Below are 13,830 nucleotides of genomic sequence, written 5' to 3' on the forward strand. Positions count from 1 at the left end.
TGACCAAATTTTTAGTGTTAAATTTTCATGCTAAACATCAGATTTTTAACGGATTAAACACTTGGCTCCTCGGAGCCGTTAACAAATTCTCAAAAAATAACCGAAGTATTGAACTATTGTTTCGACTATTTATTATATAATTATATATAATTTAGAACGCGCGTAATGAACGCACCAGAATTAGATCATAGAGAAATTGCACCTTACGATGAGTCTCAGTTCGTTTCCAGAATTGAGGAAATGGTGAAAGAACCCGGTTTTGAACATGCTGTCCGTTGGGTACTCCCGGATGTTGATTATACACAGTTTGTCGCTTTACTCCGAAGCTGTCGAAACAAACGGGAATTTCAGGTGCAGATTATGCAAAATTTCCTTGAACGTCTTGAGGCTCATACGACTTCAGGTATTACGACTTCAGGTATGGAGAACGTAAATTCCGAAAAATCATACACTTACATCTCAAACCATAGAGATATTGTGCTTGATGCATCATTCATTAATCTGAGTTTTCTGCGCAAAGATATGAAGACGTCGGAAGTCGCTATTGGTGATAACTTGCTGATATATGATTGGATAACACATCTTGTAAAACTCAACGGTAGTTTTATTGTAAAGCGGAATCTGCCTACCCGTCAAGCACTTGAAGCAGCAAAACAGTTGTCAAACTATATCCATTATGCAATAAGCGAGAAAAATGAAAGTATCTGGATTGCGCAAAGGCAGGGTCGAGCCAAGGATTCAAGCGACCACACACAGGAGAGCGTGATCAAGATGCTGGCACTTGGAGGGAAAGGAACTGTTGCAGATAGTCTTAAGGAACTGAACATATTCCCCGTGTCAATCTCTTACGAGTTTGACCCTAATGATTATCTCAAGGCGCGCGAATACTTGTTGAAACATCGAGATCCGGATTTCAAAAAGTCACAACACGACGATTTGTTCTCGATGGAGACCGGTTTGCTCGGATATAAAGGACGTGTGCACATAGCGTTTGCCTCTTGTCTTTCATCTATGCTTGAGACATTGCCGGCCGATTGTGACAAGCAGGAGGTATATCACCGTGTATGTCATAGCATTGACTGCGGCATACATGGAGGTTACAAGATATTCCCAATCAATTACGTATCCTATGACCGTGCATTTGACAGTGATATGTATGCCGAACGTTACACCACTGAAGAGGCTGATAAAGTCACAGCATACATTGAGGGCCAGCTTGACAAAATCGATGTGCCTGACATGACTATTCAAGAACGTAATTTCCTGCGGACATATATGTATACAATGTATGCAAATCCTTTGCGCAATAAACTAATCGCTGCCGGATACTGTTGATATTTTCAAAACACTTTCTATCTCTATCCTATGCGTATTCCTTGGATTCCATTATTGATACTGCTGTGTCTGAGCGTATTCTCGGATATATATATTTACAGGAGTCTTGTCTTCCGAGTCAAAAACAGGCTATGGAGTAAATTGCAGTTATGGACTGCCATCGGATGTTATATACTGCTCATATGTGCGCTTGCCATTCCACGTCGTGACGGTGACAACGCCATGTTGCTCACCGTGATGTGGATGCTATATGTTTTTGCAACAGTATATTTTGCCAAATATATATTTGTGGGTATTGACCTTATTGGCAAAATCCCGACATTATTCGGACGTCGACGCAACAGAGTACTTTCAAAAATTGCAGCAGTGTGTGCAGTCATCACATTTGCCGCTATGTGGTGGGGAGCATTGGTCAACCGTTTTAGAATTGATGTCAAGCAAGTCGAGATTGCTCGACAGGATGTGCCTGCAGATTTTGACGGTTACAGGATTGTGCAAATATCTGATTTGCATACAGGAACATACGGATCTGACACCACATTCGTATCTCGTCTTGTCGATGCGGTCAATGCTCAGAACCCTGATGTCATAGTCTTCACTGGCGACATTGTAAATTCCCGTTCAGACGAGCTTACGCCCCATGCCGCTCCATTAAGCCGGCTACATGCCCGTGATGGCGTATACTCGATTATGGGTAATCACGACTATGGTGATTATGCAAATTGGGACTCACCCCGACAGAAAAACGAAAGTGTCGAATATCTCAAGCGACTCCAGGCATCCATGGGGTGGCGAATGTTGAATAATACTACAGATTTCATCTATAACGGTAATGATTCTATCGCCTTGATAGGTGTGGAGAATATCGGAGACCATCCGTTTCCGGTCTACGGATCGCTGGTCAAGGCTTATCCGTCATTATCTGATTCGACATTCAAAGTATTGCTTACTCATAACCCGGCCCACTGGTGCGATTCTATCTCACAACATGGCGACATAAATATACCTCTTTCATTATCGGGACACACTCATGCCATGCAAATGGAGGTTGCCGGAATGTCGCCGGCTGCACTCCGCTATCCTACATGGGGCGGACTGTATGCCGATGATGACTCTACCCATATGCTATATGTCAATATCGGAGCCGGAACTGTGGGAATGCCTGCCCGCATCGGCGCGACACCCGAAATTACCGTAATTACATTGCGTAAAACAGCAGAATAATCAATTAACATAGAGATACGCTTACATAAATTCACAATAATTTTAACAAACAAATGGTCAACGTACACGCCAATATAATCACAAAAGAACTGGGGACTCATCTTCGCAAACATGTGGCGGCCTGTCTGCGTCTTCTTGATGATGGTGCTACCGTACCATTCATTGCTCGCTATCGCAAAGAGGCAACAGGAGGCATGGACGAAGTTACCGTCCACAACATAAAAATGCGCCATGAGGCCCTGTTTGAACTCGAAAAAAGAAAGGAATATATACTCCAGACCATCCGTGACCGAGAGGCTTTGACTCCTGAACTTGAAGCCCGCATTGAGGAGACTCTTGATCCGACCGTACTTGAAGACATATTCCTGCCATATAAACCGAAGCGAAATACCCGGGCACAGGCGGCTCGAGCTCTCGGGCTCGAACCGCTGGCCAAAATGATAATGTCGCAATCGTCGAACTCTCAACCGGAGGCATTGGCTGCCAAATTTGTTAAAGGCGATGTCAAGGACGAGTCAGAAGCTTTGGCCGGAGCTATGGACATAATAGCCGAGTGGGTCAGCGAAAGTGAAAAGGCACGTAACATCGTGCGTGCACGCTACCAGCGTTCGGCAACAATAAACGCCAAGGTTGTCCTCGGTAAGGAAGCCGAAGGTGATAAATATCGCAACTATTTCGATTTTTCCGAACCTTTACGCATGTGTAACTCTCACCGTTACCTTGCCATACGCCGGGCAGAGGAGGAAGGAATTCTTCGCGTAAGCATATCCATAGAGGATGATGACATGATGGATCGTCTTAACCGCATGTTTGTCCGCCCAACAGCATCCGTACCGCTGGCCGAGATAGTAAAGACAGCCGTCAAGGACGGTTATCGTCGGCTGATGCGCCCGTCTATTGAAAATGAAATCGCAGGTGTGACAAAAGAAAAAAGCGACGCCGGAGCCATACAGATGTTTGCTGACAATGTTCGTCAGCTTCTTATGTCCCCGCCGCTCGGCCGCAAAAGAATCCTGGCTATTGACCCCGGCTACCGCACAGGTTGCAAGGTCGTGGCTCTTGATGAGCAAGGCAATCTGCTGTATCATGATGTGGTCTACCCCACTCCGCCGGCCAATGATTTCGTTGGAGCCGGTGACACGTTGTGTTACATGGTCGACCACTATCGCATTGACGCGATTGCAATCGGCTCCGGCTCCGGTGGCCGTGAGACTGAACGATTCCTTCGCGATGTCGTATTCCCGCGACGGGTACAGATATTTATGGTCAACGAGCATGGAGCCTCGATATATTCGGCATCCGAAGTGGCCCGTGAGGAATTTCCCAACGAGGATGTTACTGTGCGTGGTGCCGTATCTATCGGACGCCGACTGCTTGACCCGCTGGCCGAACTTGTGAAAATTGATCCCAAGAGCATCGGTGTCGGACAGTATCAGCACGATGTCAATCAGACAAAGCTGAAAGAGTCGCTTGACTATGTTGTAGAGACTTGCGTCAATTCGGTTGGTATCAATGTCAATACTGCATCGCGTCAGTTACTCAGCTATGTGTCGGGCATCGGCCCTACCCTTGCTGCTAATATAGTGAAATATCGGGCAGAAAACGGTCCGTTTGCCTCTCGCACCGATTTGATGAAAGTCCCCCGTATGGGCGAGAAAGCATTCCAGCAGTGTGCCGGATTCCTTCGTATTCCCGGTGCGAAAAATCCACTTGATAACACCGCTGTACATCCCGAACGTTATGCATTGGTCGAGGAGATGGCCAAGGATGTCAATGCTGATATCGAACGCCTCACAAAAGATAAAAATGTACTCCATAAAATAGAGCTTGACAAATATATCACCAAAGAGACAGGTCTGCCGACTCTCACCGACATCGTTCTTGAACTTGAAAAACCGGGTCGAGATCCACGTGAAACCGTAGAGGAACCTGTATATGACGATGCCGTAAAAAAAATCGATGACCTGCACATAGGTCAGGAACTAACCGGCAAGGTCAATAACATCACGGCATTCGGTGTGTTTGTCGATCTCGGAATGAAGGAAAACGGTCTCGTTCACATCTCTCAGTTGAGTGACAGGTTCATATCCTCACCCTCCGATGTAGTGTCTATCGGTCAGCGTGTCAACGTCAAGGTTATTGATGTCGATGTGACTCGCGGACGCATTGCATTGACCATGAGAGGCATCCAGCAATAGCAATACAACTGCTTAAACAGCAATACATATATGATGGATTATCCAACCCCCTGCACTATCGGAGTCGGAAGCAATACCGCCGACCGCGAGGAACGTGTCAACCGTGCCATCGAGCATGTAACACACCTTCTCTCCAAAAGTTCCGTGTCGTCTGTATATGAATCCGATGCTATCAACGGAAAAGACGCACCCTATCTCAACGCTGTGATACATGGCCTATCGCCTGTCAACAGCACCGCACTTGTAAAATTTCTCAAGGAGTGGGAAATCGAGGAGGGCCGTCAGCAGGATGATGTGGCCCACGGACAGGTTTCGATTGATCTTGACCTGGTGATTTTCGACTCCCGCATATTGCGTCCGAAAGATTTCGAGCGTCATTATTTCAACATAGGCTATCGTGAGCTTCTCGCCAACGGCTCATTTCAGGACGAATAACTTTTATTAAAACATGGCTGTTATATTAAATATCGAAACATCGGCGGCGGCCACATCAGTGGCCTTGACCGCAGAGGGCATGGTGTTGGCTCATCAGGAGGATATGGATGGCCGCAATCAGGCGGTCCTACTGAGCGATTTTATAAAATACTGTCTTGATTTTGCTGCTGAAAAAGAGCTTAAAATCGAGGCTGTGGCTGTCTCAATGGGTCCGGGCAGCTATACAGGTCTGCGGATTGGTCTGTCCGAGGCCAAAGGTCTTGCCTATGCTCTTGATGTGCCGCTGATTGGGATTGACACTCTGAAACTTATGGCTTGTCAGGTCATGTTTACACATGAGTCTCTGACAGGCGACGAGATATTTGTGCCAATGGTTGACGCCAGACGCATGGAGGTATACACATGCGCCTATGACTTTTCGCTTGAGCCGCTGATGAATAAAACTCCACTGATTCTTGATGGAGAAAGTTATGCCGACATTATCGGCCGTGGATGCAAGGTGCTGTTTTTCGGCGACGGCAGCAGCAAGGCCAAGAAGTTATTCTTTGCTCCAAACGTAGAGTTTGTTGACGGCATCACGCCACTCGCCATTGACATGATTGCTCTTAGCGAACAGGCCTATGCACGTCGCGATTTTCTTGACACAGCTTATTGCACACCGGATTATATCAAAGACTTCCAGGCCACAAAACCCAAAGAGCGGCTTGCCTGAAATATTTTCTTCTGAAATATTCTTACTGTACAATGAGCGGGGATTACAACCGACTGCGGCTTAAATATCACGGTGACAGCATAAAACTTGGAGAGATTCTGCAAATGGAATGTAGAGACAAATGCTCCAGGAAGTTGCCCCGCACCCTTGCATGTGACGGATTCGTATTTCCATCTCTTGCGTTGGCTGAAATGTCAACCTCCGATGCCGTGGCCGAGGTCCATGCCTCGATGATTGACAACGGCTGTCGTGTAGTTGACATGACAGCGGGACTTGGTATAGACTCTTTTCATTTTGCAGCCAAGGGTTGCGATGTGACGGCCGTAGAATTGTCCCATGATGCAGCGACAGCTCTCCGACACAATGCCGCAGTCCTCGGATATGGCGAAAACGTACATGTGATCGAAGGTGATTCAATCGAGTGGCTGACCCGATGTGACGAACATTTTGATGTCATATTCATCGACCCTGCCCGTCGTGACTCATCGGGCCGCCATGTCGCGCTAAAGCAATGCAGCCCTGACATTACGACCTCGATTTCTCTCCTTTTGTCACGGGCAAAGCGGGTGATTGTAAAACTCTCTCCTATGATTGACATCTCGTATGCCAAATCAGAACTTGGCATACGCCACTGCGACCTCACAGTCATAGGCACTACTCGCGAATGTAAAGAAGTCGTGATGTCTATAATGGCATCTTATGCATTTGACACGGAGCCAGATGACACAGTCACCTGTGTTACAATCGGCAATGGCTCTTACATCTTCTCTTCATCAGAAAAATCTGATTACGGCATGCCTGTTACGGGAAACTATCTACTCCAACCGTTCCCGTCAGTCATGAAGGGAACAGGCGGCAGGGTATCCGGATATTCCAAATTACATCCATCCACACATCTTTATGTAGCCGACTCTCCCCTCCCCGATTTTCCCGGACTCCATTATCGTATAATCGACATCGTCCCGTTCAACAAACGTGACATCAAGCGGATAAAGACAACTTATCCGAAAATCAATGTCATAACCCGTAACTTCCCACTCTCTGCACCCGAGCTCGTCAAGAAACTTTCAGTTAAGGAAGGAGGCGATAAAATGCTGTTTGGAGCCATCCTGCATGACGGCTCCAAAGCATTAATCATAACCGAAAGTGGTTTTAGGGCGATGCCATAAATACATCCAGCCTGTCAGATAATCTCGAGATTAGCGTTGAGACGCTGTCTTACCACCTCATATATCATTACACCGGCTGCAACCGATACGTTGAGCGAACCGATATTACCAAACATCGGTATGCCTACCTTGGTTGTGCATTCGCTAAGCGTATTTTCAGAAATGCCGGTGTCCTCGGCACCCATTACAAAAGCCACGGGGCCGGTATATTCGCCCTCTACGTAACTCATGTCAGCTTTCTCGCTTACTGCCACAACGTTATAACCGTTATCCTTTAAAAATCTCACAGCCCATGCCGTTGAGCCGACGCGACACACAGGAATGTGCAGCAACGCACCTGCCGAGGTCTTTACGGCATCACCGCCAACCGATACACTGCCATGCTCAGGGATAATTATTGCATCCGCTCCGGCACACTCGCATGTACGGGCTATCGCGCCAAAGTTACGCACATCCGTAATGCCGTCAAGTATTACTATAAACGGCAATATACCGGCTTCGTAAAGCTCCGGCACAAGGTGGTCGAGACGATGATATGTCACAGCCGACATCATAGCCAGCACGCCCTGATGGTTTTTACGTGTAATTCTGTTTATACGTTCCACGGGAACACGTTGTGTGATGACGTGCATCTTACGGGCAAGTCCTATGAGCTGAGACGCAAGATCGCCCTGCAAATCTTTGGCTATGAATATCTTGTCAATATCCTTTCCGGCCTCAATGGCCTCCATTACGGCACGAATACCGTAGATATAATCGCTTTTCTCCATATTTAGCTGTTTAATAATGATTTTGCAGCCTGGCGCGCAGCATCGTCAACACTTGCACCGCCAAGCATTGCGGCTATGGCATCGACACGCTCGCTGTCTGCAAGCTGACGTATACGGGTATGGGTCGAGTGTTCGTCGTCCTCTTTATACACACGATATTGCGTATTACCTTTCGCGGCGACCTGTGGCAAGTGTGTGATCGCTGTCACCTGCAGTGATTTGGAAATTTCACGCATCATGAGAGCCATCCTGTTGGCTACATCTCCCGACACTCCGGTATCAATCTCATCAAATATGATGCTCGGCAATGACATCCGTGAGGCAATTATCGTCTTGATTGACAACATAAGTCGCGATATTTCACCGCCCGACGCCGTATCTCCTACAGGCATGAGTGTCTGATTCTTGTTGAACGACACCATAAATCTTACTGCATCAATGCCGGTTGGCCCCATATCAGCCGGTTGCACTTCCACCTCTACCCGCAGATTCTTCATGCCTAACGGCGTAGCGACTTCTCGAAGATGCTCGGCAAAACTCAAGGCTTCCTTCTTACGAGATTCTGAAATCTCCATCGCCGTCTCTTTGGCAAGTGCCTTGGCGCGACGGGCTTCCTTCTCCAGCTCGGCCACCTGGTCGTCACTGTTGTCGAGATCATCAAGTTTTTTACGAAGAGAGTCTCGCAAAACAATAAGCTCGTCTCCATTGTTAAGACGGTGTTTATGACACAGTGTGTAGATGGCGTTGAGTCGCTCGTCAACAGCTTCAAGTCTGCCGGGATCAGCCAACAGTCTCTCGTTGATTCCCTCAAGTGTTGATGAAATATCAGCAATCTCTATTCTCGCGGATTCAAGTCGCGAGGGTATATCATCCGAGGCCTGAAGCACCCCGTCAAGTTCGTCACACGAATCAATGGCCTCATCAATCATGTCGACCGCATTCTGACCATCTCCGCTCAACGCAGCAGTGGCTCGCTGCAACGCGCTCTTGATTGCAGAAAGATTTGTCAGTACCTCCTTCTCGTTTTCCAACTCTTCCTGTTCACCTTTCGATAGGGCAAGTTCATCGAGTTGTTCAAGCTGATAGCGTGTAAATTCTTCATCCTCGCGATTTTTCTCCACAAGAAGCCTCATGGCTTTAAGCCGTCTGATGGCATCGCGAAGTGTATTGTATCTCCGTGTATATTCAGCCAACTTGTTTTTATTTCCTGCCAGAGTGTCAATGACTGTCAGTTGGTACTCCGGCGTAGCGAGCAACTGGTTCTGATGTTGAGAATGAATATCTATCAATCTCATTGCGACGGCCTGAAGTTTGGCAAGCGGCACGGGAGAGTCATTGGCAAACGCACGAGAACGTCCTGCAGGAGCTATCTCTCTGCGCAGAATACAACGGTCGTCGTCCCACTCTATATCCGCCGACTGACAATAAGCCTTGAGTTCATCATAACCGTCGACCGTAAACACTGCTTCAATGACACTTTTGCACGAAGGGTCAGCGACAACCCGCGTGTCGGCCCGGCCGCCAAGAATGAGCGACAGCGCACCCAATATAATGGATTTGCCGGCACCGGTTTCACCTGTTATTACATTGAATCCTTTGTGAAATCTGATGTCTATACGGTCAATGAGTGCGTAGTTGGATATGTGGAGTGTTTCGAGCACAGTCTTATGAGGATTGAGGGTTGATTTATTGTTGTTCTTTGATTTTCTGTATCCTGTCCGTATCGGTCGGATATAGTGTGGAGAGCACTTTGACCGCGTGGGCACGCTCCTCGGGAGAGGCTTTGGAATAAATATTTACAAGTTCGTCGAGTTTGGCATCCTTAAACAAGGAAAGCCCCACCGACATGGGCGATACCTTATATATATCTGTGAGAATATCCAATGTGCCGTCAATGGTCTTGCGCCCCTTGTCGGGACTTACTGACATCTGGTCGAGCCCCTGAAGATGATATTGATATATCAAGTCGCGCAACTGACGGGTAGAGGGGTCGGTAAACGCACTGAGCACCGCAGAGCGGTTTTTTGTATCCTCAAAGGCTTTCCACCCGCTTTCGCCAGACGACTGCGCCTGCTGCACTATCATCGCCAACTTTTCATAATACGGCTCTCCGCCACGGGGCGAAAAACTGTCGAAATCTATTGCGAGAATCAGATACACATAAAAGTTGAGAATCTGGGTCAACTGACTCTCCATGTTGGCCTCATTATATGTCAGAGGCTCGTTTTCTATGTATGTGAAATCGACTTTAGTGTCTCTGAAGTTGAGCAGTGTGGTCGTATAAGACGAGTTATAGACCGGACGAATGGCCTGTACCTGCAATGTACCTGTCATCTTGCCGTCCGAAGAGTCATACTCCGTGATATTGAAAAACAGCGTGCACTCTATCCGCTCGTTTGCCGAAAACTGAGCATCGGTCCATTTGTTGGTGTTGACATACTCGTTTATGGCTGACTGCAACGTCTCAAAGACAGACTTATTGGTGCCCTCGAGTTGTGAAGCGTTCACCTCCACACGACAATTCAATTCCTGGGCATCGGCCAGGAATGACATCATGAATATGGTAATTATCGATAAAAGTTTACGCATCATAACGAGGGATACTGACAGACAGTTGGTGATGGATCTATATGTTTTTTACAATCTCGTCGACAATATCGATCGCAACATCCGCCTTGGATTTAAGCGGCACATCAATCTCGCAGCCGTTCCTATGGTATATGCTGACCTTGTTGGTATTCACACCAAATCCGGCTCCTGCATCGCGCATAGAATTGAGCACAATCATGTCAAGATTCTTTTTAGCAAGTTTTTCATGCGCGTTATGGCTCTCGTTGTCTGTCTCGAGCGCGAAACCAACAAGCATTTGTGATTCTCGCTTCATGCCTCCGAGTGTTGCCGCTATGTCGGGATTTTTTACAAGAGTTATGACCGGAACATCCTGATGCTCACGTTTGATCTTTCGGTCGACCGGATTGGCAGGTGCATAATCAGCTACAGCGGCACACATCACAACCACATCACATATCGGGAATGCCTTCTCACATTCCGCCAACATTTCGCGGGCCGATTCGACATGCAAAGTTCGGATACCGGGATGTTTTGCGGTAATGCTTACAGGCCCCGACACGAGGATTACTTCGGCTCCGCGCGAGGCGCACTCCTCGGCTATGGCATAACCCATTTTACCGGAAGAATAGTTGCCGATAAATCTCACTGGGTCTATTTTCTCATAAGTCGGACCGGCTGTGACAAGCACGGTCTTACCATTCATGTCACATTTGCGCGAGAAATAATTTTCAAGATATTTAACTATGTTTTCAGGCTCCTCCATACGGCCTTTCCCCTCAAGCCCGCTGGCGAGAAAACCACAGGCCGGCTCTATGATATGGTTGCCATAAGACGACAATAGTTTGAGGTTGGCCTGTGTCGACGGGTGACGCATCATATCAAGATCCATGGCCGGAGCAATAAACACCGGACTTTTAGCCGACAGATAAGTCGTTACAAGCATATTGTCGGCTATGCCATGAGCCATTTTGCCAAGCGTTGACGCTGTGGCCGGAGCTATCACCATACAGTCTGCCCAAAGACCGAGGTCGACATGCGAATGCCATTCACCGGTGTTGGCCGTAAAAAACTCGCTCACAACAGGCTTCTGACTCAGAGCTGAAAGCGTTACAGGGGTAATAAATTCCTTGCCGGAAGGCGTGATTACCACCTGCACCTCGGCTCCAGCCTTGATAAACAGGCGGAGCAGTGACACACTTTTGTATGCGGCGATACCGCCGCATATTCCCAGGACTATATGCTTTCCCTTAAGGACATTCATCTGAGCCTCAGTTTTATACGTGTAAAACAATCCTTGGTATTCTGGGCGAAGTCACTCTTCATTATCCAGTCATAATAGCTCGGCTCCTTTCGGATTATGTCCTCGGCTATCTTGCCTTTATACTTGCCGAAATTTATGACTTCCTTGTCATCGTCATTGTATATGAGACGTCCCATAAAGTCGACATTGCGGTTGATTTGCGAGAACTTGCTCAGCTCCTCTATGTCATTGGGCAGATCATCATATCGGTCAAGCTGCGACTTCAGCACCTCGAGTGTTGCTCTCGTATCGGCATTGGCCGAATGCGCGCCGTCAAGCTCCTTGCCGCAATAAAATCGATAGGCAGCCACGAGAGTACGCTGCTCTTTCTTGTGAAAGATTGTCTGCACGTCCACAAACCGTGCCTTGGTGAAATCAAACTTCACTCCGGCTCGCTGAAACTCCTGATCAAGCATAGGTATATCAAAACGGTTGGAATTGAAGCCTGCGATGTCACAGCCGACCATCTCGTTGGCAAGTGATTTGGCAATCTGACGAAACGATGGCTCATTGGCCACGTCGGCATCAGTAATATGATGCACGGCGGTAGCTTCTGCCGGAATAGGAATACCAGGATTGACTCGACGCGTCTTCTCGATTTCCTCACCCGAGGGAAGCACCTTTATCATGGAGATCTCCACTATGCGGTCGTGTGTCACATCGACTCCGGTAGTCTCCAGATCAAAAAATATGATGGGTTTCTTTAAATTGAGCTGCATATCCGTTTATTGGCTCTCATCAGAATTCCTGAACATTCATGGGCATGAGGAGCATGGTGAGCTTGGTGTCAGCCTTGTCCTCGGTGGGCACTATAACCGCCGGGCGGGAAGGATCGGCAAGACGGAAGATGATATCGTCGGTCCACAATACCGAAGCGAGTTCGGTAAGATAGCTTGAACTGAATCCTATAATCATCTCGTTTCCTGTAAAGTCTGATGCAAGCGTTTCATATCCCGATGTGTTATATTCGTTGTCCGAAGCCTTGATGGTAAGTTTGTCGGGTGTTACGCGGAATTTTATCAAGCCATGTCCTTCATCCACAAAGAGGCTCACACGACGCACTGCGGTGGTAAACTGGTGGCGGTTGATGGTGAGTGTATAGGGATTGTTCTCAGGTATCACTCGTGTATAATCGGGGAAACGCCCCTTTATGAGACGGCTGTCAAATGTGAATGTATCGGTCTCGAATGTAACTCCGCGCTCAGGATCGAGTGTGACAGTAACCTCCTCATCCTTGCTGAACACAGAACGAAACACGTTGGTAGACTTATTGGGAAGGATAAACGAGCCTTCGATACCCGAAGCTATGCTGTTATCCTCAAATTTCACAAGTTTGTGCGTGTCAGTAGCCACAAATATGAGACGGTCGGGCTTGATGTCCCAATATACACCGGTCATCTGCGGACGAAGCATATCAGTGCCGGCGGCAAACGAGGTGTATTCCAGACCACGGAGCAATGATGAGCCGGAGGTCTTGAATGTCTTCGCGCCTTCCTGAGCCACCTTCTTAAGCACAGGATAATCCTTGCCGGGAAGTCCCATGAACTTATACGAACCGTTGGGATGAGTCATCTCCACTGTCAATGTGGCATCATCTACATTGAAATTGAGTTCCTGCTCGGGCATTACGCGGAGCAACTCTACGACTCTGCGGGCGTCAATACAAAAATCGCCTTCACCCTCCACATCCATAATGGGTATACGGGCACACAGCGTGTTTTCACCGTCACAGGCAGTAATGGTGAGCACATTTCCCTTTATCGAAAACAGGAAGTTATTGAGAATGGTAATCGCATTTTTGGCGTTGATAACTTTGCTAACCGCCGATGCAAACGAGTGGAGAGTCTTGCTGGGGACTGTATATTTCATATTGGTTACTGGTATTTTAGACTTGTTTTTACCGATAGCGATGCAGCTATCAACATGCAAAGATAGACATTTTTCAGAAACCTTGCAATAAAGGCGACACTCGTTTTAAGCCTGATTTTCCCGACCACGTCATCTGACAATTTTATTCACATTTATTATATATTTTAGAGAAAATAATCGTACCTTTGCACCTTGAAAAAACAAGTCCACTCCTCTAGTCTATTGCATATAATCGTAAAAAAGATTT

General features: G+C 47.4%; 12 protein-coding genes. 6 read left to right on the forward strand and 6 right to left on the reverse strand.

Annotated features, from left to right (window positions below; all coding sequences use genetic code 11):
* Window positions 1–165 precede the first annotated feature (165 nt).
* The 6 genes from QGT73_RS07100 (at window position 166) to QGT73_RS07125 (ending at window position 7,073) form a co-directional block, all read left to right on the forward strand.
* Window positions 166–1,335, forward strand: coding sequence for a 1-acyl-sn-glycerol-3-phosphate acyltransferase (locus tag QGT73_RS07100; protein ID WP_123617124.1), 1,170 nt, complete (start codon window positions 166–168; stop codon window positions 1,333–1,335).
* Window positions 1,336–1,476: 141 nt separating this feature from the next.
* Window positions 1,477–2,559, forward strand: coding sequence for a metallophosphoesterase (locus QGT73_RS07105; protein ID WP_280121954.1), 1,083 nt, complete (start codon window positions 1,477–1,479; stop codon window positions 2,557–2,559).
* Window positions 2,560–2,612: 53 nt separating this feature from the next.
* On the forward strand, window positions 2,613–4,757 hold the full coding sequence (locus QGT73_RS07110) for a Tex family protein (RefSeq protein WP_280121955.1): 2,145 nt from the start codon (window positions 2,613–2,615) through the stop codon (window positions 4,755–4,757).
* A 30-nt stretch (window positions 4,758–4,787) separates the two neighbouring features.
* On the forward strand, window positions 4,788–5,192 hold the full coding sequence (locus QGT73_RS07115) for a 2-amino-4-hydroxy-6-hydroxymethyldihydropteridine diphosphokinase (RefSeq protein WP_123617121.1): 405 nt from the start codon (window positions 4,788–4,790) through the stop codon (window positions 5,190–5,192).
* A gap of 13 nt (window positions 5,193–5,205) precedes the next feature.
* Entirely contained in the window at window positions 5,206–5,904 is a 699-nt protein-coding gene (gene tsaB, locus QGT73_RS07120; RefSeq protein WP_280121956.1) for a tRNA (adenosine(37)-N6)-threonylcarbamoyltransferase complex dimerization subunit type 1 TsaB, read from the forward strand.
* A 32-nt stretch (window positions 5,905–5,936) separates the two neighbouring features.
* Window positions 5,937–7,073 (forward strand): THUMP-like domain-containing protein, encoded by a 1,137-nt coding sequence (locus QGT73_RS07125; RefSeq protein ID WP_280121957.1) that lies wholly within the window; start codon window positions 5,937–5,939, stop codon window positions 7,071–7,073.
* Window positions 7,074–7,087: 14 nt separating this feature from the next.
* On the opposite strand, the gene rlmB is transcribed toward QGT73_RS07125, so the two are convergent.
* The 6 genes from rlmB to dnaN are packed head-to-tail and all read right to left on the reverse strand — an operon-like array spanning window position 7,088 to window position 13,583.
* Window positions 7,088–7,843, reverse strand: a complete 756-nt coding sequence (rlmB, locus tag QGT73_RS07130; protein ID WP_280121958.1) for a 23S rRNA (guanosine(2251)-2'-O)-methyltransferase RlmB — start codon at window positions 7,841–7,843, stop codon at window positions 7,088–7,090.
* A gap of 2 nt (window positions 7,844–7,845) precedes the next feature.
* Window positions 7,846–9,504, reverse strand: coding sequence for a DNA repair protein RecN (gene recN / locus QGT73_RS07135; RefSeq protein WP_280121959.1), 1,659 nt, complete (start codon window positions 9,502–9,504; stop codon window positions 7,846–7,848).
* A gap of 25 nt (window positions 9,505–9,529) precedes the next feature.
* Window positions 9,530–10,435: a type IX secretion system protein PorD gene (gene porD / locus QGT73_RS07140; RefSeq protein WP_280121960.1), complete on the reverse strand. Its 906-nt coding sequence runs from the start codon at window positions 10,433–10,435 to the stop codon at window positions 9,530–9,532.
* Window positions 10,436–10,469: 34 nt separating this feature from the next.
* Entirely contained in the window at window positions 10,470–11,675 is a 1,206-nt protein-coding gene (coaBC, locus tag QGT73_RS07145) for a bifunctional phosphopantothenoylcysteine decarboxylase/phosphopantothenate--cysteine ligase CoaBC (RefSeq protein ID WP_280121961.1), read from the reverse strand.
* On the reverse strand, window positions 11,672–12,433 hold the full coding sequence (locus QGT73_RS07150) for a 3'-5' exonuclease (RefSeq protein ID WP_280121962.1): 762 nt from the start codon (window positions 12,431–12,433) through the stop codon (window positions 11,672–11,674). Before QGT73_RS07150 ends, coaBC begins: the two co-directional genes overlap by 4 nt.
* Window positions 12,434–12,452: 19 nt before the next feature.
* Window positions 12,453–13,583 carry a DNA polymerase III subunit beta gene (gene dnaN / locus QGT73_RS07155; protein ID WP_280121963.1) on the reverse strand — a complete coding sequence of 377 codons (1,131 nt, stop codon included), beginning with the start codon at window positions 13,581–13,583 and terminating at the stop codon, window positions 12,453–12,455.
* Window positions 13,584–13,830: the final 247 nt, after the last annotated feature.

This window comes from Duncaniella muricolitica (genome assembly GCF_910574735.1).
GTDB lineage: Bacteria > Bacteroidota > Bacteroidia > Bacteroidales > Muribaculaceae > Duncaniella > Duncaniella muricolitica.